Source organism: Chryseobacterium phocaeense (assembly GCF_900169075.1).
Taxonomy (GTDB): Bacteria; Bacteroidota; Bacteroidia; order Flavobacteriales; family Weeksellaceae; genus Chryseobacterium; species Chryseobacterium phocaeense.
In genome coordinates this window covers 2599401-2621507 of the sequence record NZ_LT827015.1, presented here as the reverse complement: position 1 = coordinate 2621507, position 22107 = coordinate 2599401, and the positions used below count along the sequence as shown (strand labels likewise).

The window sequence follows — 22107 nt, the reverse complement described above, 5'->3', positions numbered from 1 at the left end:
ACCGGCAGTAGTTTTATTGGCAAAAAGGCTAAAGGGCGAAAGAGCAAAAGGGCTAAAATAATTAAGCAAAACGGCAAATAAGCTAATTTGTAAACTGCAAATAGCAAATTTGCCCTTTCGCCTTTTTGCCATTTAACCCTTTCGCAATAAATCATCGATGATCAAACCTTTTCGCCAATCTGTCCCCTATAAACTGAATGAAGAATACAAGAGCGACCAGCAGTATAAGTACAGCATTCATGATCACGGCATCATAGCCGATGTAGCCGTACTGATATCCTATCTGGCCCAGTCCGCCGGCTCCCAGTGCACCGCCCATTGCAGAATAGCCTACCAGGGTGATCAGGGTGATCGCAGCATTATTGATGAGTGAGGGAAGTGCTTCAGGAAGAAGTACCTTTTGAATGATTTGCAGCGGTGATGCTCCCAGGGCTCTTGCGGTTTCAATCAGGCCATGAGGAATCTCCAGAAGGCTGTTCTCTACCAGTCTTGCGATAAACGGAGCGGCTCCAACACTCAACGGAACCAACGCGGCATTCATTCCGATGGAAGTTCCGATGATGACCCTTGTGAATGGAATCATCCAGACTATTAATATAATAAAAGGAATAGAGCGGAAGATATTAACCAGAATAGAAATAATTCTGTAATAAATTTTATTTTCCAGCAATTGTCCTTTCCTCGTTAAAAATAACAGAATTCCAACCGGAAGCCCCAGAACGAAACCGAAAAAACCGGAAACAAAAGTCATATAAACCGTTTCCCAAAGGCCCTTTCCCAAAAGAGCAATAAACGTATCACTAAGCATATCCTTTAACTGTATTTTGAATTTTATTCTGGTTAAAATAATAGATCGCTTTTTGGTTGTCCTCAGCTTCTCCCTGCAGCTGCAGAAGCAGTTTTCCGAAGTTTGAATCACCGAGGTATTCCACATCTGCTTTCAGAAGTCTGTACGGAATTTTATATTGGTCATAAAGAGTTGACAGCAGTTTTTCAACACTGATATTTTCATTAAGTTCTATTTCAACAAGCGGAAACAAACCTTTTTGCGGTTCTTTCTGCAGTTTTTTGTTAAGTTCCTGAGGTATGGTCATGATATCTGAATTTATAAATTGACGGATCACCGGATTTTCCTTATCCGAAATAATCTCGCTTAATGTTCCTTTTGCGGATAATTTCCCTTTGTCTATAACGGCTACGTGGTTGCAGACGGCTTTTATGACTTCCATTTCGTGGGTAATCAGCAGAATGGTGATTCCAAGTCTTTGATTGATGTCCCTTAACAGCTGCAGGATCGATTGGGTGGTTGCCGGATCCAGCGCGCTTGTGGCTTCGTCGCACAGAAGTAGGTAAGGATCATTGGCGAGGGCCCTTGCAATAGCTACCCTCTGTTTTTGCCCTCCTGAAAGGCTTTTTGGATAATCATTCGCTTTATCTTCCAGCCCGACAATCTTCAGCAGCTCATTGACTTTTTTGCTGATCTCATCTTTATTCACACTGTCCAGCTCCAGGGGAAGGGCAACATTATCGAAAACAGTTCTTGAGGAAAGCAAGTTAAAATGCTGGAAAATCATTCCTATTTTTTTTCGTTCTGCGGCAAGTTGTTTTGCATTGAACCGGGTGAAATCTTTTCCATTGATAATGATCTGGCCTTCATCAGGTCTTTCCAGAAGATTCACCGTGCGGATCAGTGTGCTTTTTCCGGCCCCGGAAAATCCTATGATTCCTACGATATCTCCTTTTTCTATAGTGAGGCTGATCCGATCCAGTGCTTTAAAAGACTGATTTTTTTGATGAAATGTTTTTGAAATGTTTTTGATTTCTATCATTTTGAATGTATAGTTTTAATTTAAATGGGCTGATACGGTCTTACAGTTTTACTGAAAAATCGTCTGAACCTTCTTATTTTTACTTTTGAGCGTTTTGAAAGCCTGAAATATTTCGTTACATTGGTAAGAAGTACTCCTAATAGGATAATCGATAAGCCGTACACCTGACTTCCATTGATGGTTTGTCCGGCAACGATCCATCCGGCGAATACCGTAACGATGGGATTGATATAGGTGTGGGTACTTACGAGTGCTGCCGGTTTTACGGAAAGCAACCATATATAAGATAAATAGGCAACGATTGATCCGAAGAATACTAAGAACAGCACACCGGCCCATGCGGAAGCAGGCACGTTTGAGAATGAAAACCCATGCCACTCACTTCGGAAAGCTGCAATGATAAAAGAGGCAACACCTGCTGTGATCAGCTGTTGGGCAATATTCATAAAGGTGGATTGCGAGGCCGGATTTTTCTTGGAATATAAAGATCCCAGAACCCATGCCACTGAACTTAATGCCAGTACAATGAATGCCGTGATCCTAAGTTTTCCGTTTGCTATGCCATGAACATGTCCGGATACACTTCCGTTTAAGAATAGTATCAGTCCTGCAAAGCCTATTACAAGCCCTATCGGAATAAATTTATCCGAGAAATAATACTTCCAGTTTTTCTTATCAATAGCGATGAACCAGAATGGTCCTGTAGCAATGGCAATGGCAGCTTCAGACGCAGTTACGTATTGTTCACCCCAGGCAACGAGACCTGTTCCTCCGGTAAGAATCAGTATACCGGTGATGGCATTTTTTTTCCAGTTGAGCAAAGAATTTACTTTTTCACCTTTGGCGAGAAGCCATCCGATCATCAGGAGCCCGGCTGCCAGAAATCTGAATCCGGACAGAATGAAAGGCGGAAATCCTTTCAATCCAAATGAAATGGCGAGAAATGTAATTCCCCAGATCACGTAAATGTTGATGAATGCTACCGGCACCAGCCAGCTGTTTTTAGAACTGCTCATTGTGTATATTTTTCTGCATGTTTGTAAAATAAAAAAGGCCCTACAACGTGGTAAGGCCTTTAGGAATATGTTATATAAAGTAAGGTCAGCCACGGGATTTCTCATGCATAGGCATGCAGTTATACATCATCACAGTTTTGATGGTCTGTTTATTTACTGACTGATGTTTAAATCCTTGTTTCATTGTATTTTCTTTTCCTGAATACGGTTGCAAATATAGGGCATATATTTTTATTAGTCCACTAAAAAAGTAGACTTTTTGTATTTTTTTTAATGAATATTTATATTGTGTTGAATTTCAGTTTTTTAAATTTTGTATTTGAACGATTTTTAATATAGCAAAATCGCAAAAAGGCGAATTTGCAAATTAGCTTAATTGCTTAATTGTTTAGTGCAGTTTCGCCTTTTTGCCGTTTCGCCCATTCGCCCTTTCGCCCAAAAATTACCATAGATCATTCTACCATTTTCAGAAAGAACTTACTTTTGAAGTATTAATTGAAAAATCATAACAATGGAAAGAACAGAAATCGTTTTAGGAAAAGTAAGAGGAGAAATACAGCTCTTCTCAGATGAAAACAAAGCCGGGAAAATGGATATTTCCATTATCGGGAAAAAATTAACTGTTTACCATACCGAAGTTAACCCCGAATATGAAGGAAAAGGATTTGCGAAAATACTGCTTGACAGGCTGGTTTCCTATGCCAGGGAAAATGACCTGAAAATCGTACCGCTTTGTCCGTATGTTCATTTGCAGTTCAAACGTCATCCGGATGAGTATAATGATGTCTGGCTGAAAGAGGAAGGTGATTTATAAGTTATAAGTTATAAGTTATGAGTTATGAGTGATTCCGTGACTCAATTTAAATGTGAAATATAAAATTTAATGTAAGATGAGAAGTCTGAAATCTGAAATGTGATATCTTACATCTTACATCTGTTATCTGATAAAAAACTATGCACGAACAACTTCTTTTGATACTGGGACTTTTATTAATCGTTATGATGCTGGTGATGCTGGCACAGCGCATCAGAATTGCTTATCCCATCTTTTTGGTACTGGCAGGACTGGGAATCAGCTTAATTCCAGGGGTTCCGGTTTTAAAGCTGGATCCGGACATTATCTTTCTGATTTTTCTTCCGCCTCTTTTATACGAAGCGGCCTGGTATACTTCATGGAATGATTTCTGGAAATGGAAAAGAACGATCGGTTTGCTGGCCTTTGGATTGGTATTCCTGACCTCTCTGGTAGTGGCTTTTGCTTCACAGGCTTTGATTCCCGGGTTTACACTGGCATTAGGGTTTTTGTTGGGTGGAATTGTTTCTCCGCCGGATGCTGTTGCTGCTACAACGGTTTTAAAAGGCCTGAAAGTCCCGAAACGTACGATTGCCATGCTGGAAGGAGAAAGTCTGATCAACGATGCTTCGTCTTTGATTGTCTTCAGATTCGCCCTGGCGGCTGTTATGACGGGCGTATTTTCTATCCAGGAGGCAACCGGACAGTTTTTTCTGGTCGCAGGAATGGGTGTGGTAATAGGTATTGCCGGAGCCCATATTTTCTACGCCATTCACCGGTTTTTACCAACAACTCCGGCTATTGATGCAGCACTGACCGTGATGACTCCGTATATTTTATTTTTGAGTGCGGAACATTTTCACTTTTCAGGGGTAATGGCCGTGGTAAGCGGTGGATTGTTCATGTCTTTCAGGGCTCATGAGATGTTTAAAACAGGAACTACCAGAATCAATATGACGGGAGTCTGGAATACCCTGATTTTTGTGATGAATGCATTGGTTTTTGTCTTGATAGGGCTGGAACTTCCGGATATTATCAACGGATTAGGGGAAACTTCTGTGATGGAAGGAGTTAAATACGGTTTGATCATTAGTGCAATTGTAATTGTCGTTCGTTTATTATGGATTTACCCGGTAGCCCATATTCCGAGATGGATAAGTAAAAAAGTAAGGCAGGACGCAAGTCCGGGATGGAAAAATCCTTTGATCATAGGCTGGGCAGGCATGCGTGGCGTGGTATCGCTGGCCACAGCGTTGTCTATTCCCGTTATGATGAATGACCAGACAGATTTTCCGATGCGGAACTTAATTATTTTCATCACATTTGTCGTGATCTTTGTAACGCTGGTTTTTCAGGGGTTAACGCTTCCTCTGATTATTAAATTAACCAAAATTGAGGAACTGGATGCTATCTTACCATCTCATGAGCAGCAGGCCGGAATTCAAATCAGGCTGGACAGCCTGGCGGTGAACGTACTGAATGAAAAATATGAATCCAATATAAACAGCAACGGCCTGGTTGAAAACTTTAAAAATACAATTGAAAATGATATCATTCTTCATCAGAACCACCTGAGTTCACTTGAAATGTGCTCGAACAGACAAAGTGATATGAAGGAATATCACGAAATCATGCTCGATATCTTTGCATTGCAGAGAAAGGAATTATTTAAGATGAAACGCGAAAAGCAATTCAGCGATGATGAAATCCGAAAGGCAGAATCACAGCTGGATCTGAATGAACTGCGAATCACAGGAAATAAACATTTGTAATCCGTAAGCTTTAAAATGCCATAAACATTCATGTAAATCTAAAAAGCTAAAACAAAAATGAAAACATTGAATTTTTTAGTGATTGGAAAAAATCAGGAAATAATAGACACCTTAAAACGGATCATCGAAAATAATGAAGGCTGGAAAGCGGAAATTGAAAGTGATGAAAACAAAAGTTATGACCACATAAAAAAACATCCCGTAGATATTGTACTGTTGAGCTCCGGTCTGGAAGAACAGTTTGAAAAAGATATTAAAGTTTTTTGTGAACAGATGGATAAAGACGTAAAAGTCATCGACCATTACGGTGGTGGAAGCGGGCTGCTGAAAAATGAAGTGTACAGTCTTTTCCCTCACCTGAAAGCATAATTGATCCATGTTCGAAAGTATCATCAGGAATATTACCCGGTTTGTACATCTGGATGAAGAAGAAAAGAAAAAGTTTACGGACCTTTTAACCTATGAAAAAGTTCCTAAAAAAACTATTCTACTAAAGGAAGGAGAGGTCTGTAAGTTTGAAGGCTATATTCAGAAAGGATGCCTGCGTATGTACTGCATGGATGATAAAGGAGCTGAGGTAACGGTATTATTTGCGATCGAAGACTGGTGGATCAGTGATATCACTTCATTTCAGGACCAGCATCCTTCAAAACTGAACATCGAAACGCTGGAAGACTCGGAAATTTTCATGCTGAATCCTGAAACAAAAGAAAAATTGCTTCAGGAAATCCCGAAATTTGAAAAGGCTTTCAGAATATTGGTCCAGAGAAATCTACGTACGCTGCAGAACCGTCTGATAGATACCATTTCGAAATCCGCTTCGGACCGGTATCTGGAATTTATAAAAGTTTATCCTACGATCCCCCAAAGGATCCCGCAATATTATATTGCTTCTTATCTGGGCGTTTCAAAAGAGTTTGTAAGTACCATCAGGAAGCGTTTAGGGGCAAAGGGAACGTAATAGGTGAGGTTTCGGGCGGCCGGAGGCCGCCCGAAACCATTACATAATCCTGATCGGCTTCTTGAACTGGTCAATGGCTACAAAAGTGAAATCACCTACAATAGCTCTTTCTCTTTCATAAGAGTACATTTCCTCGGTATAGATTTCCACATTCACCTTCATACTGGTTTTCCCCACATGGGAAACCTTTCCGATCAGCTCTACGATGGTTCCGGCCGGAATAGGTTTTTTAAAATCTATTTTGTCGCTGCTTACGGTTACCACTCTTTTTCTTGCAAATCGGGTGGCGGTGATAAAAGCTACTTCATCCATCAGCTGCATGGCAGTTCCTCCGAAAAGGGTATCGTAATGGTTAGTGGTATTTGGGAAAACCGCTTTAAAAATTCTGGTTTCGGATGCTGCAATTCTTTCTTCTGTAGTCATATTTCATTATTAATTAATGCGAAATGAAATATATTAAAATAACAGAACAATGACAGGAACCATAGGAATTCCTGAAGCAGTCCATCAGATCAATAAACTTCAGATCGCGAAAGTTTTTTGTTTAAAGAAATAGGCAGGTCTCCTGACTTGTAACATCTTTTATCTCCTTCCCGTGCCCTGCACAGTGGACTTGTGATAAAGACTTTGGTTACTTACAGTTGCGCGACAGTCCGTGATTTTCACACGGTTCCCTTTTAATCTGCGTTAAGCAGAACCGGTTTCTGTGATGAATTAGCGTTAAACTTTTTCAGAGGCAAAAATAAGAATATTAAAGGAACAAACAGCAATTATTCCGGATTATTGTAAATGATCTGGCTCATCACCCTTCCTTCCTTGATGGCCCAAAGCGTTACATACCTGTTTTCACCGGAACCATTGATCATATAAAGGTAGATATGATTATCGTCAAGAGCCGTTACCCCAATATTGTTGAAATCCATGGTAGGCTGGAACATATTTTTAATAGCCTCCCTTACAAAGACAGATCCTCTTCCCGGCTGCTGAACCCTGATGGATTTAATTTCTGTCAGTCCTTCAGGAAGCTCATCCTTAATTCCCCATGGTTTTATCTTATCAATCGTAAGGATTTTCCCGTCTGCATCTTTTTCTTTCTTTCTGTAACTGGCGTTGGACGGATAGATATCAATGACTACTTTGGTTCTTTGGGCTGTCGGTACTTTGGGATTGCTGTTATCCGTAAAAATAAGGGATTTCCCGTTCTTGGATTTAGAAGGAGTAAACTGGGGAAGTTGATCAATGAAGGCAATACGTTCTTTATTGACCATTCCTTCCTTTTCAAGATTTTCATACCTTACAAAAGGCTTTTCATCGTCCTGTTTTTCCGGATATTTGATCCAGATCCATTCCGTTTCTCCGGGAGCGGGCTTTACATAAACAAATACATCGCCTTTACGCATTCTGATCTTATCTACGATTTTTCTGTAGTTATCCTTATGGACACGTACGTTGGCGTAGCCTTCCTCCGCTTTTACAACACCGAAAGGAACTTTATTTTGTCCTTTGACAAATGCTAAGGAAAAAAGACTGAAAGCGGATAAGTACAATGCTCTGTTTACGGAAATCATTTCTTGGAATTTTTTGATCCCTCAAATATATAAATTAAATGTTTTTTTGATTAGTAAAATCTCAGTGTATTTAATTAAAGTGATCAATTTCTTCCAAAAGTGCTTTCCAGGACACTAAAATATCTCTTCAATTTATCAAAATCAATTAAAAATTTAATATTTATCAAATAAAATTGAACAATATTTAAATGATTTAAATTATTTTTAGGTCAAAATTAATAATCCAAAAACTATGACCAAAAATCTATTTTTTATGTTCCTCCTTTTTTTGGGAACAGCACAATTTCAGGCTACCAATAAAACAGGAAACAATTTTACGGAGTCAGCCTTTACCATTCCAACCAATCTAACGGTTTCCAATATCACCTATACTTCAGCTGATATCACGTGGGATCCTGTGCCTGGAGCAACCGGTTATTTAGTAAGATGGAGGGCCTCAACATCTTTGGTTTGGACTACCATGAATATTCCTGCAGCAACCACTTCCGTTAATCTTAATAGTCTTACACCCTGCACAGGATATATTCTTGAGGTAATTGATACTGCGTCCGGCGATGTGTCCTTTCCTTTATCCTTCTATACCCATCTCAATTACTGTAAATCCATGTCTACAATGCTCGGTGCACTGTATTTATCGAATGTTACCATAATTCCTTCCGGAGGACTTCCGACAATGGTGAGTGCTTCCAGTGCAACAAACCATACGGATTTCCGTCCGGACTTAACCCGTCGCATACAGCTTGGTCTCGGCTCGGCAGGTAATGTGATTTCGGTACAGCCCAGCTGGTCAGGTACACCGGGAACGGCTTACATAAGAGCATGGATAGATTTTAATGCGAACGAAATTTTTGAAGCTTCGGAAATGATGATTTCTACGGTGGTAGATTCTACCAATCCTAAATCTTTTGTCTTTAATGTTCCTCCTTTGGCCACTATAGCCCAGTGTGGAACAACAATGAGGGTCATGATCAGCCAGGATATGCCTGGTGGTCCGTGCGGTACATTTACCTATGGGGAAGTGGAAGACTATGGGGTAACTTTATTGAATACAAATCTTGCTGTACATGAAACTGCAAAATCCAAAGAATTCAGTGTATATCCTAATCCGGTTTCAGATGTTTTACAGATCTCAGGACTTTCTGAAGAAACGGATTATGAAATTTTCTCTGTTTCAGGACAGAAAACAGGAGAGGGTAGAACAGTAGAAAATAAATTGGATGTCAGCCATCTTACCAAAGGAGTTTATTTTATCCGGTTTAAAAATAAAGAAACTTTAACCCGCCTGAAATTCATCAAAAAATAAAAAAGAAATAGCGCTGAACACATCAGCGCTATTTTTATAAAGTTAAAAGTTGTATAAATTATCTTTTCAACACATCATCAAATCATCACATCGTCAAATCATCGCATCAATCAATCATTAAATCCTCTCCAATTCATCCGCATTAATCGTCGTCTTAAAAGTACCGTAGTTCACCGTTACTTTATTTTTAGAGATTTTCTCAATGGTTCCTACGCTTGTGCTTCCCGGAATACGCACACGCTGGCCTTCTTTCATCCAGACGGCGCGGTCGGTTTTACGTTTTTCTTCCAGCTTTTCATTGGTTTCTGCAATTTTTTCAATCACTTCTTCCTTTTTAAGCTGCTGTGTGATCTTCCTTTTAACGACCTGGAGACGTTTGGACTCATCCTTGTCAGCCCCTATTTTCCTGAATTTTTCCTGTTCCAGAATCTTCACGAAATCCTTCACAACATCCTTTCTGGATTTTCCTTTCACATAACTGTCAATAAAGGCTTCAATTTTATTTCCGAACTGAAGTTTGCGGTGTTCCTCCTCATACAGTTTCTGGAAATTGAAAAGTTTTTGCTGAAGCTGGTCATTCAGCTTCTGGAGATTATCGCGTTTGTCTTCTACAGATTCTTTTCTTTCTGCAAGATCGGTTTTCAGTTTTTCAACCTCAAATTTTTCCTGCTGAAGCTTGACAATCGTTTTATCCAGGTTCACAATATCATGTTCCACTTTCTTTTTGGCCGCATGGATAATAAACCTTGGAATCCTGTTTTTCTCCGCTACTTCAAAGGTAAATGAACTTCCTGCCTGTCCCACTTCCAGCTTATACATCGGTTCCAGCGTCTCCTCATCAAAGAGCATCGCAGCGTTTTCCGCATGGGGAAGCTGTTCTATCACCAGTTTTATATTCGTATAGTGCGTAGTGATGATCGCAAAACTCTTTTTATCATAGAAATACTCCATGAAACTCTCAGCCAGCGCACCACCCAGCTCAGGATCAGATCCCGTTCCGAATTCATCAATCAGTAAAAGCGTTTGACCATCTGCCTCACGAATGATTCCGGCCATTTTCTTAAGCCTTGATGAATACGTGGAAAGATGATTTTCGATAGACTGGTTATCCCCAATATCCGTCATGATCTTTTCAAAAAAGAACATTTCAGATCTTGGATGTACAGGCACCAGAATTCCGCTCTGGATCATCAGCTGAAGCAAGCCCACCGTTTTCAGAGTGATGGATTTTCCTCCCGCATTCGGTCCCGAAATACAGATGATCCTGTTCTGATCCGTCAATGACAGGGTCTGCGGGAAAATAGTTTTGTTTTCCGCTTTATTTCTCAGCCACAGCAAAGGATGGAAAGCGTCTTTCAGCTTTAATGTTCTGTGGCGGTTGATCTTGGGAAGAATACCGTTCACCAGCTCTGCAAACTTCGCCTTCGCTCTCGTAAGGTCAAGGTCAAAAATATAAACCTGATACCTCCAGAGCTGAGGTTGGAATTCCGCCAGTTCCGCCGTAAGCTTTCTGAGGATTTTGTCAATTTCTTTTTTCTCTTCCTCTTCATTTTCGCGCAGCTTGAAATAATGCTTTACCACACTGTCCGGTTGAATATAAGTGATAGAACCTGTTTTTGAAATTCCTAAAACTCTTCCTGCCACTCTTTTCTTGAACCCGGATTTTACTGCTAAAACCCTCATGTCTTCAATAATAGTTTCCCGGATATCATCCAGAAAGTCACTTTGCCCGTAATTAAACAGAGCACGGTTGAAATTTTCCTGGATGGCTTTTTTCGCATGCTGAATTTCAGTTCTGAGCTCCTTTAAAGCAGGGGAGGCGTCACTTTTTACTTCCCCGAAACGGTTAAAGACCTTATCTACTTTGTCAATAATTTCCTTTCTGAACTCCAGTTCAGAAACATCTCCGATCAGATTTGGGAAAGTATCCGGCATGGTTGGGAAAAACTTCTGAAGTTTTCCTATCTGTTCCGTTAAAGTTTTTATTTTGATGAAAGCACTGTTTTCCAGACGGTAATTCTCAATCAGCATCAATTTCAGCTCACTTTCGATATCTTCGTATTCATCGAACGGAATTGCATTTGAACTCTCAAAACTCGAAAGATATTCCGACGTTTTTTTCAGTGAAAGTTCCGCCTCGTCAATTTCCATGGGACGAAGTTGAAGAATTTTTTCTCTCGTTTTCGGAGAATACGCAAATGGAGAGATTTCCGCGAGCAATTGCGGAAACTCTAATTCGTTTAAATCTTCTTTATTTATATACACACTGCAAATTTAGTGAGAAAATGTGATTATTATGTATATTTGAGGTATTTACAAAATTTTCACCCCGAAATATTCTAAAATTAGATGGAAAGGATTGATAGGAAAATTTATAATTCAGAAAAATTATTTACAGTAAATAGTGAAATAATTGATTGGAACTTAGAAAAGCGCCATGGTATGCAGAAATGGAGAGCACACGATCGCTATGGTTTCATTGAACTGAATCTTTATGAGTTAGAAAACTATAAAAATGAAATAAATAAAGGATTTCCGTCTGATTACTGTTCAAATATTGATTGGAAAGTAGATGAAAATATATTTCCAAAAGAACTTTACCATCTTCATCTGGAAGAAATAAAAGATTATGCTGATTTTATTGCTTCTTATATTTCGGCACTCAAAGGGAGACATTTAAATTTTATTTTTGAAATTACTTTTGCAGGTTTTCACATTATAGACAGTTTCCGGAAAAATACTTATGGAAGGGCTTTAATTGAGGCTGTCATAAGCTGTTTTAATCAGGAAAGCTACAATGCAGGGAAATCCTATAAAGAAAAATACCATTCACCTGAGGAAATAGAATATCAAATGTCACATTATAAAAATGATTAAAACCGAACGCTTAATTTTACGTCACATCCATGAAACCGATGTGGAGGACATTCTGAGAATCCGGAGTAACGAAGTGATCAATCAATTCGTGAAAAGAAATTCTCCGAAAAACAATTATGATGCGCTTCAGTTTATTTTAACCATCAAAAAAAGAACGCAGAACAATCAGACCATTTATCTGGGAATTGCTTCTAAAGACCAGCCCAATATCATTGGAACCATTTGCCTATGGAACTTTTCTGAAGACCGGAAAACGGCTGAGGTGGGCTATGAGCTTTTACCCGAATACCACAGAAAAGGAATCATGTCTGAAGCCTTAAAAGCGGTTCTGGATTTTGGTTTCAATGAACTTCAGTTGGGGGAAATTGTGGCGATTACCCATAAGCTTAATGAAAACTCAAAAAATCTTCTGTTGAAGCATCATTTTGTTTTGGAAGAGGGAAAAGAGGATGAAGGTTTTCCGGATAATATTATTTTCAGCTTAAAGAACGGTAAATGATTTTATATTTTGAGAGGGGTAACTCAATCCACTTTTTCTTTTGTGATATGAGAAACGAAATAAAATCACTGACCGGACTTCGCGGAATTGTGGCATTGTGGGTTACTTTTTTTCATTTTTTCTATTTTAAAACCTATTGGATCCAGTCCGTTGTGGGGAAGGGATATGTGGCTGTGGATATTTTTTTCGTCCTCAGCGCTTTTCTACTGACGGTTTCTTATTCAGGTAAATTTAAAAATCTAAACACGGAAGGGGTTCAGAGATTTTATAAAAAAAGAATCAACAGGATTTACCCCGTGTATTTCTTTTCTGTGGTTTTTATCAGTGTGTTTATTGCAGAAAACCTTTCCCTGTCTGAATTTTTGATCAATGCCGGACTATTACAATGCTTTTTTAATCCCAACTATTCGCTGAATGAAGTGTATTGGTCACTGAGTACCGAATGGATTTGCTATCTGATCTTCCCTTTCCTGCTCTGGTTGATTCTTAAATACAAAATAAACGGCTGGATCTTGATTATTTCAGGCCTGGCGATACGGCTGATTTCCCCCCTATCTGCCGGATATGTACTGGGATCATGCTACGGTTACAGGAAACAGATCCACACAGTATCTGGACATCGTTTTCGGGGTAAATTCTCTGATACGGACTGTCTCCTGCTATCTTCTTGGGATGGGTATTGCTTTCCTACCGGAAATAAAAATTCGGAAAAATAATCTTTTTGTTTATGCTGTGGTGATCTTATTTTTTCTGCTGATGTACACCGGAAGGGGAGTTTTCTTTGTGCCGCTTTTATCCGCACTGATTATCAAACATCTGTATTCAGAAAAGAAAAGTCTCATAAAAATGTTCCTGGAAACCAAAGCGGTTTATTTCTTAGGAAATATTTCGTATTCATTGTATATCATTCATTATATCGTGAAGAGGCAGAAAATGACCATCGTGGATTCTTATTATCTCAATAATTTTTTACTGATTGGTTTTTCAATCCTGCTGTCTTATTTCTCCTACATACTTATTGAAAAGAAGGTTAAAATATTTAAAGCATAATCTGGTCTCACATTTCAATTGTCTCACATTTCCGTCGCCAAATAAGCACTCATCAGATTTGGTGTTGAAGGAATAAAAGAATATTTTTGTAATAAAGTGTCCGGCATTCCTGCAATGCATTGTCACATTATCATATCTTCAAATTATCAAATTAGCCCAATGACCTGGACAGAAGTTTTAGCCCCGATAAAAAATACTCCCTATTTTACGACCCTTTGGGAAAAAGTAAAACAGGAATATGCAGCAACCAAAGTTTTTCCTCCCAAAAATCAAATATTCAGGGCATTGGAAATTACCCCTTTTGATGAGGTTGAGGTCGTGATTATCGGTCAGGATCCCTACCATAATGATTATCAGGCTAATGGTTTGTGTTTTTCCGTTTCGGAGCAAGTGGCGGCACCGCCTTCGCTTAAAAATATTTTTACAGAACTTAAAGATGATCTGGGTATTGAAAGAATATCCAAAGAGCTGGATGACTGGGGAAAGCAGGGTGTTCTGCTGCTGAATGCAACGTTAACGGTCCGTGCCCATTCTCCCAACTCGCATAAAGACTTAGGCTGGGAAAAATTCACAGATTTTATCATTAAGGAAATTTCGGATCAAAAAGAAAATGTGGTCTTCGTTCTTTGGGGAGCTTTTGCCCAGAAAAAAGCCGAACTTATTAATCCGGCCAAGCATTTTATCTTAAAATCGGCGCACCCGTCACCGTTTTCTGTTTACAGAGGTTTTTATGGAAGCAAGCCTTTCTCAAAGATCAATGAATACCTGATCTCCAAAGGAAAGAAACCTATTTCCTGGTAGAACCGGAGGCTTCGGAGCCTTCTTTTGTCAGCTTAATTCCGATCCTGTATTTGCCTTCCAGCGCTTTGACCCCGCCTTCAGATGTAGGAAAAGGGGTTACTTCCTGCAGGGAAATGATATATCCGTTGTACACTGCTGACTGATGATAATTCCTGCCGGCGTTCTCAGTGGTAGCCAGTTTTAGGACCATAGGCCTGGAATACGTTCCCATCACTTCTACCTGAGCTACGGCAACGCCTGCCCAGATGCAGTTAACGCCTTCAGGACAGCGGCTGTCCTCCGAAATCTCTTTAAAAGTGACATTCATTTCATATTTCGTCAGAAATTTGTTCTCACCCAGGTTAAAGTAAATGATTTCTTCCTTTGAAGGTTTCGTAGCTTTCGTATTGGTAGTGGTTCCGGCGCCAGGTTCTGGCGCTTTCGCTTTCTTTTGAGCATTGCATCCCGCTAAGGTCAGCATGCCAAGACTGAATATGATGGCTTTATGGAACATAATTTTCTGTTTTTAATGTTTGTTATGAACTTGATCACAGCTCAGCCGGATACTGGCTTCCATTCTTCCTCTTCCAGCTTCCGGCCTAAATAATGTTAAGCATATCTAAAACTACTACCAAAAACATTGCCACACCCACCACAAGACTGAACCCGGTTCCGTAAATAAAACCGATAAATGCCCCTTTGGTAGATCTCAGGGCCTTATTCATATCCTTGCTGTCATGAAGCAGCTCGCCTATAAATACCCCTGCAAACATCCCGATCAGAAATCCCAGCGGAATAGGAATGAAAATTCCAACAATGGTTCCAATGACCGAACCTATGCTTCCCCAGCGCGTGCCTCCGTATTTCCTGTTGGTTTTGGCCGGAATTACATAACTGAGCACCGCAGAAGCGGCTGTAAGGATACCAAATGCCCAGATATAGATCATCGGCAGATCCGCATCAGTCCCGAATTTATAGATCAGAAGGCCGCAGATGCTGAGCACAAGTCCCGGAAGAACCGGTAAAAATGTTCCCAATATTCCAAGAAACAATAAAATAAGACAGAGAATATTAATTAAGGTTGTATCCATTCTTTAAAATTATCAATGCAAGATAGGAAAAAACAAGATGAGGAAGGTAGCTTTCAAAATTTGGGATGAAAATTGATGGGGAAATACTAACATCATCCCTCTTAATTTTATAAATTTGCTGTAATGAAAGACGAGATACAAGACACTAAAAGCTTTTTACAGGAAATAAGTGACCAGCTTTATATCTACATCAGCCAGGTGACGCCCGGCGGCATGGATTGGGTGGTTCATATTATTGTGAAACTGGCCCTGCTTTGTGCGGTATTTTTAGTGGTAGATTTTCTCTTCAAATTCGCGATCAATTTTGTATTCAGGTTTTTTCGGAATGACGAAAAATTTCCGGTCATAAGATCCATTTACCAATCGAAGATCACCAATTCCGTGGCTCACTTTTCCGCCCTTTTAGTGGTAGGAGCCATTCATCCGTCTATATTTCCGGCTACAGCGCTGCCCAAAACCAACGTTTTTATCAATAGATCCATTAATTTAGGGCTGGTGCTTATTCTTGCCGGTATGCTCTACAGGTCACTGACAGGTTTCAGAAATTATTTTACCATTAAGCAGGATTTCTATAAAATCATGGCCCTCAATGCCATTTCCGAAACCGTAAAGATCCTGGGGATTTTTATTTTTTCGGTGGTAGGGATCTGTGTCGTATTCGGGATTAAAGGAACAACGATCGTAGGAAGTCTTGGGGCCATTACCGCTGTTCTGGTACTCGTTTTCAGGGACACTATTTTAGGTTTTGTCACCGGAATCCATGTGGCCACTTCCAAAAACCTTAAAGTGGGAGACTGGGTAAGCATCCCGAAATACAGCATTGAAGGGAATATCACGGATATCAGCCTTTTGACGACGAAAATTACGAATTTTGATAAAACCGTTTCAACAATTCCTACTTATGACCTGTTAACGACAGAGATCAAAAACCTTCAGGTGATGTCTGAATCCAATACCAGAAGAATCAAGAAATCGGTTTATTTCAATATCAATTCCTTTAAATTTTTAAATGAAGAAGATATTGAACGGTTAAAAGAAATCAACCTGATCTCAGATTATCTGGAAGAAAAAACTCAGGAGATTGAAAAAGAAAAACTAAACCTGGAGCACAAAGATAAAACCATCAACGGAAGACAGCTGACCAATATCGGGGTTTTCAGGTATTATGTCCAGAAATATATAGAAAATGATCCGGACATTGATCAAAATGGGGCCAAAATGGTGCGCCAGCTGGATATTACACCGCAGGGGCTGCCCCTTGAAGTGTACTGTTTCGCCAATGATTCCAAATGGGAACATTTCGAACAGATCCAGGCTGATATTTTTGACCACCTGCTTGTTGCCTCAAAGGAATTTGACCTTCAGGTGATGCAGGTGAGTGTTAAGGTCTGATGGAAGCAAGAAGCAAGAAGAGGGAAGATAATGGAGTTTCCACTATTTCTACTTCTCTTCTAAAATTAATTTAATTATGATCATGATTGTGGCAAGAAAAGAATGGTACACGCTGAATTACTTCCAGCCTCTATCTTCCTCCTTCCATCTTTTATGATCTAACATCTCAATAAAAATGACAAAGCTAAGCGTAAACATTAATAAAATTGCGACATTAAGAAATGCCAGGGGAGGCGAAACGCCAAGCGTAACGGAAGCAGCAGTGAAGATTCAGGAGTTCGGAGGGCAGGGAATCACTATTCATCCACGGCCGGACGAAAGGCATATCACCAGAAAAGATGTCTACGATCTGAAACCGCTTGTAACCACAGAATTCAATATTGAAGGAAATCCGCACCGCTCTTTTATCGATATGGTTCTGGAAGTAAAGCCGGAGCAGGTAACGCTGGTTCCCGATGCAGATGATGCCATTACTTCCAATGCGGGCTGGGATACCAAAAAGCATCTGGACTTTCTGACGGAGATTATCACAGAATTCAAAAATGCAGGAATCCGTACTTCCATCTTTCTTGATCCACTGCCGGAACTGGTAGGGCATGCCGCCAAAACGGGTGCCGACAGAATTGAGCTGTATACGGAAGCCTACGCAAAAAATTATCTTACCAACAAAGAACAGGCGATAAAACCTTATTATGATACGGCACTTGCTGCTACAGAATTTGGGCTAGGGATCAATGCCGGACATGATCTGAGCCTTGACAATTTAAAATATTTCGCAGACAACATTCCGAATCTTCTGGAAGTTTCCATAGGGCACGCTTTGGTTTCTGAAGCACTTTATATGGGACTTGAAAATACGGTTCAGGCGTATCTGAAGAGACTGGCCAAATGGTAAATAAGAAGTTAGAAATTAGAAGCTAGAAGTTAGTGACAAAGGTTTTATCAAGATTTACCCCTAAACTTTAATTTCAGGTCAATGTATATAGAAACCTAAAACTTCTGCATCCCAATTCTAATTTCTAACTTCTAGCTTCTAATTTCTAAATTAAAAAAAATGGACATCTTAAACTCAAAAATATTTGGCGAAAATCTTACGGTAACGCCGCTTCTTGTATTTCACGGACTTTTTGGAATGCTCGATAACTGGGGAAGCTTCGGGAAAGATCTGGGAGAATATCTTCCGGTACACCTGATTGATCTTAGAAACCACGGAAGGAGTTTTCATTCGGAAAGCATGTCCCACGATGATCTGGCAGATGATATTGCCAACTATATGGATCATTACGGGATTCAGAAAGCACATGTCTTAGGCCACTCCCTGGGTGGAAAGGCTGTAATGCAGTTTGCCCTGAAATATCCGGAAAAAGTAGAAAAGCTTATTGTGGTGGATATTTCTCCAAAAGCTTATCCTCCGCATCACCAGGGAATTATAAAAGCCCTTGAAACCGTGGATTTCAATACCGTGGGTTCAAGAGGAGAAGTAGAAACAGTCTTGAGCCAGTATATTCCTGAAAAATCTACGATCCAGTTTCTGGCGAAGAATTTATACTGGGACGACAACAAGAAATTAAATTGGAGGTTTAATCTTAAAACTTTATCGGAAAAATATAATGAATTTGTTTCGAATGCCATAAAATTTGGTGTGTTTGAAGGTGAGTCTTTATTTATTGCCGGTGAAAAATCAAATTATATCCTTCCTCAGGATGAATACGGCATTAAGCAGCAGTTTCCAAAAGCTAAAATAGTAACAGTAAAAAATGCAGGACACTGGGTTCAGGCTGAAAATCCTGTAGATTTCGCGAATGTAGTCAAGGAATTTTTAAATATTGGTTAATTTAATTCTGTTTTTAAATTGATTTAGTTAAAATTTTCTTAAAATAAGCTAGTATATCCCCACGTGTTGAAATTTTTTGTACTTTAGTTTTACATAAAAACTAAATATATTAACTTATGGAAAAGAAAAATTCAAAAAAGCCATTCTTTGCTTCGTTTTTGGAGAAACAAATTAATGATCCTGAGAAAATTCAAGGAGGTGGGATTACTACACCTACCACTGATGTGCTTACTGTACCTCAGAGAGACGTGGTAACTACTTCGCCGTTTCTTGATAATGCAACCTCTCAGTTGAGAGATCAGGTCGTGACGATGAAATATCCGTCTGACAGTGATGAATCAGGAGAATTGGAAGTCCTGTAATCACGTTGCAGAGAACAAAAACTAATCAAACTTAATAGCTATGACAGACCAGAATTCAAAAAAGAAGCCGTTTTTTGCTTCATTCCTGGAAAAACAAATCCAGGATCCTGAGAAAGTTCAGGGAGGTGGGCCTATCACTACTCCGGATACCGATATCATTACAGCGCCTTCAATAGACAATGTCACAAGACCTGTTTTTGATAACGTAACAACACCAAGCAAGGATCTTTTGGTTACCATGAAGTATCCTTCTGACGGTGATGAATCTGTACTATAAATTTCCAGAAAGGAAATAATCATATTCAAATCAAAACTAAATTATTATGAAAGACAAAAATTCAAAAAAGAAGCCGTTTTTTGCGTCATTCCTTGAAAAGCAGCTTAAAGATCCTGAAACTGTTAAAGGAGGAGATAGCGGAATCATCACGATCCCTGAAAGAGATGTAATTACCAAACCATCTATTGATGTGGTAACTTCTCCTAAGGACGATATGATGCACACTCTGAAATATCCATCTGACGGTGACGATGATGCGCCAACAGTACCGCTTTAATAGATAAATATTAAACTGTATTAATACAATCATACGAAAGGAAACTTACCATTAAGTTTCCTTTTTTAATAAAAAACGGCAAATGATTCTCTGCATTACCCACTCTAAGGATTTTTATAATATTGATCTCTTTTTTGAATACCTTACCTCTAAGAATATTCCTTATTTCAGACTGAATTCTGACCGGATGAACCACCTTCAGAAAATCAGCGTTACGGAAGATTCATTTGAACTCACGGATGAATCGGGAAACACCGTTCATTCAAAAGATATCAAAGCAGTATGGCACAGAAAGGCCTGGGGAATAAGCGTTCCCGAAGAACTGGATGATGATTATAAAAAAATATTTCTGAATGGCTACGGGAATCTGCGCTACAACCTGATCACTGTTTTAGAAGATATTCCATGGATCAATCCTTTTGAAAATGAACGGAAGATTGATGGAAGCAAAATGCTTCAGCTTAAAATAGCCGAAAAAAATAATTTGATCATTCCAAAAACCATTTTTTCCAACGACGAAGAAAAGATTATTTCCTTTTTTCATGAGTTCTGCAACGGAAAAGCAGTGGCCAAACTTCACAGCCTTACCGCAAAAACCATGAGTGGAGAAAATCTGATCTCCACCATGATCATTGAAGAAGAAACCTTAGAGCATATTTCTGATATTGCCTACTGTCCCATGATTTTCCAGCCTTATATCGATAAAGCATATGAATTAAGAATCGTGTATATTGCCGGAGAGTTTTTTACCGGGATGATCAATAACAGTGAGAACGCAGACTGGCGCCTGGCTCAGGGAGATTATGCATGGTCTGCCTATGAGCTTCCGGAAAATGTAAAAGCAGGTCTTTCATCCATGATGGAGGAAATGGGGCTTTACATCGGAGCTATAGATATGATCAAAGGAAAAGACGGAGCCTATTACTTCCTGGAAGTAAATCCGCAGGGAGAATGGGGAATGCTGCAGAAAGAACTGGGCTTTCCCATAGCAGAAAAAATTGCCGATAACCTAATAAAAAGAATCAATAACCCATGAATAAAATACTAATTATTACCCATACTCAGGATAACTTTTCAATCGAAAAAGTCACGGAATACATTGAGAAAAACGGCTGCGAGGTCATACGTTTCGATGTAGATCTGTATCCCATAGAAAACAAACTGTCCACTGTTTTCCAGGATGGAGAATGGATCAGCATTCTTGAGACCAAGGACGCAAAATTCCGTCTGGATGATATTGCTGCCGTTTGGTACAGAAGAGCCTACAATATAGGAAACGGAGTGAAAGAAGAAATGGACACCAAATTCTATGGTGCAGCCATGGGAGAGATCCGCAATACCCTTTTCGGATTTATAGAATCTGTAGATGCTTATGCACTTGGAAAACCAGGAATTTACAGAAGACTTGACAGTAAAGAAGAGCAGCTTAAAATTGCCGTTAAATTAGGATTGAAAATTCCTGAAACCTGCCTTACCAACAATCCTGAGGAAGCAAGACAGTTCATTCTAAAACATCAGAATGTAGTTGCAAAAATGCAGACCGGTTTTGCTATTTATGAAGACGGGGTGGAAAGCGTGGTCTTTACCAACGTTGTGAACGAAGACAAGCTGTCAGAGCTGGATTCCCTGGTATACTGCCCGATGCAGTTTCAGAAAAAGATCGAGAAGAAAAAAGAGCTTCGTGTGACCATTGTAGGACAGGATGTCTATGCTTTTGAAATAGATTCCCAGCAGTCTGAAGATGCAAAAGTGGACTGGAGAAAAGACGGTGTGAACCTGCTTACCAAATGGGTCAGAACGGAACTGCCTGCAGATGTTGAAGCCAAACTTCTTGAACTATTGGATGTTTACAATGTAGATTACGGAGCTATAGATATCATTGTTTCCCCGGAAGATGAGTACTATTTTATTGAGATCAACGCCGCAGGAGAATTCTTCTGGCTTGATAATTTAACTGAAGAAAACCTGATCTCCAAAAGCATTGCGGACGTTCTCTGCGACAAAGCTCCAAGAAGAAACAATACGGTGATGGCTTAATAAAGTCAGACTGATTATATTACAAAAGTCATAAAAGTTTTTTGCAGTACTGACGTATTGAAAAGAGAAACTTTTATGGCTTTTGTGCCTTTAATTTGAACCACTTATTTAAAACCATTAGATTAATTTAAGTTTTTAAGAATATTAAGTTCGAGCTTCGCTTTAAGTTGCATGGCTTAAAAAATCTTTAGATTTTTCCTTAATTATTCTTATCTTCTTCATTAATCTTAATGTTTCAAAATTATTCTCACGCTGATTGAGCTGATCAGGCAGAGATTGTTTTAAAAAACGAATAAAATCAAAGATTTTCAAAAAACTTAAGTGAACTTTTGATAACTGAAAATAACTTAAGTGTTTGAAAAAAAACTTTGCTCCTTTTGTGGTTAAAA

At 39.3% G+C, this 22107-nt stretch carries 26 protein-coding genes and 1 riboswitch; of the genes, 18 read left to right on the top strand and 8 right to left on the bottom strand.

Features of this window, described 5'->3' with window-relative positions:
• Positions 1-151: 151 nt before the first annotated feature.
• The 3 genes from B7E04_RS18640 to B7E04_RS18630 are packed head-to-tail and all read right to left on the bottom strand — an operon-like array spanning position 152 to position 2845.
• Positions 152-808 (bottom strand): methionine ABC transporter permease MetI, encoded by a 657-nt coding sequence (locus B7E04_RS18640; protein WP_080780057.1) that lies wholly within the window; start codon positions 806-808, stop codon positions 152-154.
• Positions 801-1829, bottom strand: coding sequence for a methionine ABC transporter ATP-binding protein (locus B7E04_RS18635; protein ID WP_080780056.1), 1029 nt, complete (start codon positions 1827-1829; stop codon positions 801-803). Before B7E04_RS18635 ends, B7E04_RS18640 begins: the two co-directional genes overlap by 8 nt.
• A 20-nt stretch (positions 1830-1849) precedes the next feature.
• Positions 1850-2845 carry an EamA family transporter gene (locus B7E04_RS18630; RefSeq protein ID WP_165439472.1) on the bottom strand — a complete coding sequence of 332 codons (996 nt, stop codon included), beginning with the start codon at positions 2843-2845 and terminating at the stop codon, positions 1850-1852.
• A gap of 511 nt (positions 2846-3356) precedes the next feature.
• Between B7E04_RS18630 and B7E04_RS18625 the strand changes: the two genes are divergently transcribed.
• The 4 genes from B7E04_RS18625 (at position 3357) to B7E04_RS18610 (ending at position 6371) form a co-directional block, all read left to right on the top strand.
• Positions 3357-3659: a GNAT family N-acetyltransferase gene (locus tag B7E04_RS18625; protein ID WP_080780054.1), complete on the top strand. Its 303-nt coding sequence runs from the start codon at positions 3357-3359 to the stop codon at positions 3657-3659.
• Between the two features lie 140 nt (positions 3660-3799).
• Positions 3800-5410: a Na+/H+ antiporter gene (locus B7E04_RS18620; RefSeq protein ID WP_080780053.1), complete on the top strand. Its 1611-nt coding sequence runs from the start codon at positions 3800-3802 to the stop codon at positions 5408-5410.
• A gap of 57 nt (positions 5411-5467) precedes the next feature.
• Positions 5468-5779: a hypothetical protein gene (locus tag B7E04_RS18615; RefSeq protein ID WP_080780052.1), complete on the top strand. Its 312-nt coding sequence runs from the start codon at positions 5468-5470 to the stop codon at positions 5777-5779.
• A gap of 7 nt (positions 5780-5786) precedes the next feature.
• The gene (locus B7E04_RS18610; RefSeq protein WP_080780051.1) at positions 5787-6371 is read left to right on the top strand and encodes a Crp/Fnr family transcriptional regulator; all 585 of its coding nucleotides are present in this window, start codon (positions 5787-5789) and stop codon (positions 6369-6371) included.
• Positions 6372-6410: 39 nt separating this feature from the next.
• Here the strand turns inward: B7E04_RS18610 and B7E04_RS18605 are convergent, their stop codons facing one another.
• Together B7E04_RS18605 and B7E04_RS18600 are read right to left on the bottom strand one after the other, a co-directional pair.
• A complete protein-coding gene (locus tag B7E04_RS18605) occupies positions 6411-6794 on the bottom strand; it encodes an acyl-CoA thioesterase (protein WP_080780050.1) in 384 nt (127 codons plus the stop codon).
• A 115-nt stretch (positions 6795-6909) separates the two neighbouring features.
• Positions 6910-7088, bottom strand: a riboswitch (cobalamin riboswitch).
• Between the two features lie 53 nt (positions 7089-7141).
• Entirely contained in the window at positions 7142-7939 is a 798-nt protein-coding gene (locus B7E04_RS18600) for a hypothetical protein (RefSeq protein WP_080780049.1), read from the bottom strand.
• A 253-nt stretch (positions 7940-8192) separates the two neighbouring features.
• Here B7E04_RS18600 and B7E04_RS18595 point away from each other — a divergent pair, with 253 nt between their 5' ends.
• Positions 8193-9242 carry a GEVED domain-containing protein gene (locus tag B7E04_RS18595; RefSeq protein WP_165439471.1) on the top strand — a complete coding sequence of 350 codons (1050 nt, stop codon included), beginning with the start codon at positions 8193-8195 and terminating at the stop codon, positions 9240-9242.
• 117 nt (positions 9243-9359) lie between these two features.
• On the opposite strand, the gene B7E04_RS18590 is transcribed toward B7E04_RS18595, so the two are convergent.
• On the bottom strand, positions 9360-11507 hold the full coding sequence (locus B7E04_RS18590) for an endonuclease MutS2 (protein WP_080780047.1): 2148 nt from the start codon (positions 11505-11507) through the stop codon (positions 9360-9362).
• Positions 11508-11591: 84 nt separating this feature from the next.
• On the opposite strand from B7E04_RS18590, the gene B7E04_RS18585 reads away from it, so the two are divergent.
• From B7E04_RS18585 to B7E04_RS18565, 5 genes are all read left to right on the top strand, one after another.
• Positions 11592-12119 (top strand): hypothetical protein, encoded by a 528-nt coding sequence (locus tag B7E04_RS18585; protein ID WP_080780046.1) that lies wholly within the window; start codon positions 11592-11594, stop codon positions 12117-12119.
• Positions 12112-12618: a GNAT family N-acetyltransferase gene (locus tag B7E04_RS18580; RefSeq protein ID WP_080780045.1), complete on the top strand. Its 507-nt coding sequence runs from the start codon at positions 12112-12114 to the stop codon at positions 12616-12618. The genes B7E04_RS18585 and B7E04_RS18580 overlap by 8 nt, the downstream gene beginning before the upstream one ends.
• Positions 12619-12665: 47 nt before the next feature.
• Complete coding sequence (locus B7E04_RS18575) at positions 12666-13334, top strand: acyltransferase family protein (RefSeq protein ID WP_165439470.1); 669 nt, start codon at positions 12666-12668, stop codon at positions 13332-13334.
• 40 nt (positions 13335-13374) lie between these two features.
• Positions 13375-13668: an acyltransferase family protein gene (locus B7E04_RS18570; RefSeq protein WP_139785442.1), complete on the top strand. Its 294-nt coding sequence runs from the start codon at positions 13375-13377 to the stop codon at positions 13666-13668.
• Between the two features lie 159 nt (positions 13669-13827).
• On the top strand, positions 13828-14469 hold the full coding sequence (locus tag B7E04_RS18565) for a uracil-DNA glycosylase (protein WP_080780042.1): 642 nt from the start codon (positions 13828-13830) through the stop codon (positions 14467-14469).
• On the opposite strand, the gene B7E04_RS18560 is transcribed toward B7E04_RS18565, so the two are convergent.
• Both B7E04_RS18560 and B7E04_RS18555 read right to left on the bottom strand, forming a co-directional pair.
• A complete protein-coding gene (locus B7E04_RS18560; protein WP_080780041.1) occupies positions 14456-14962 on the bottom strand; it encodes a hypothetical protein in 507 nt (168 codons plus the stop codon). The genes B7E04_RS18565 and B7E04_RS18560 overlap by 14 nt on opposite strands.
• 85 nt (positions 14963-15047) lie before the next feature.
• Positions 15048-15539 carry a DUF456 domain-containing protein gene (locus tag B7E04_RS18555; protein ID WP_080780040.1) on the bottom strand — a complete coding sequence of 164 codons (492 nt, stop codon included), beginning with the start codon at positions 15537-15539 and terminating at the stop codon, positions 15048-15050.
• Positions 15540-15662: 123 nt separating this feature from the next.
• Here B7E04_RS18555 and B7E04_RS18550 point away from each other — a divergent pair, with 123 nt between their 5' ends.
• The 8 genes from B7E04_RS18550 (at position 15663) to B7E04_RS18515 (ending at position 21718) form a co-directional block, all read left to right on the top strand.
• Complete coding sequence (locus B7E04_RS18550; protein WP_080780039.1) at positions 15663-16931, top strand: mechanosensitive ion channel family protein; 1269 nt, start codon at positions 15663-15665, stop codon at positions 16929-16931.
• Positions 16932-17106: 175 nt separating this feature from the next.
• Positions 17107-17826, top strand: coding sequence for a pyridoxine 5'-phosphate synthase (locus B7E04_RS18545; protein ID WP_080780038.1), 720 nt, complete (start codon positions 17107-17109; stop codon positions 17824-17826).
• 159 nt (positions 17827-17985) lie between these two features.
• Positions 17986-18765, top strand: a complete 780-nt coding sequence (locus B7E04_RS18540) for an alpha/beta fold hydrolase (protein WP_080780037.1) — start codon at positions 17986-17988, stop codon at positions 18763-18765.
• A gap of 116 nt (positions 18766-18881) precedes the next feature.
• Entirely contained in the window at positions 18882-19127 is a 246-nt protein-coding gene (locus B7E04_RS18535; protein WP_062648816.1) for a microviridin/marinostatin family tricyclic proteinase inhibitor, read from the top strand.
• Positions 19128-19167: 40 nt separating this feature from the next.
• Complete coding sequence (locus B7E04_RS18530; RefSeq protein WP_080780036.1) at positions 19168-19404, top strand: microviridin/marinostatin family tricyclic proteinase inhibitor; 237 nt, start codon at positions 19168-19170, stop codon at positions 19402-19404.
• A 46-nt stretch (positions 19405-19450) separates the two neighbouring features.
• Positions 19451-19681 (top strand): microviridin/marinostatin family tricyclic proteinase inhibitor, encoded by a 231-nt coding sequence (locus B7E04_RS18525; protein ID WP_062648812.1) that lies wholly within the window; start codon positions 19451-19453, stop codon positions 19679-19681.
• Positions 19682-19763: 82 nt separating this feature from the next.
• Positions 19764-20717, top strand: coding sequence for an MvdC/MvdD family ATP grasp protein (locus B7E04_RS18520; protein WP_080780035.1), 954 nt, complete (start codon positions 19764-19766; stop codon positions 20715-20717).
• A complete protein-coding gene (locus B7E04_RS18515; protein ID WP_080780034.1) occupies positions 20714-21718 on the top strand; it encodes an MvdD family ATP-grasp ribosomal peptide maturase in 1005 nt (334 codons plus the stop codon). Before B7E04_RS18520 ends, B7E04_RS18515 begins: the two co-directional genes overlap by 4 nt.
• Positions 21719-22107: the final 389 nt, after the last annotated feature.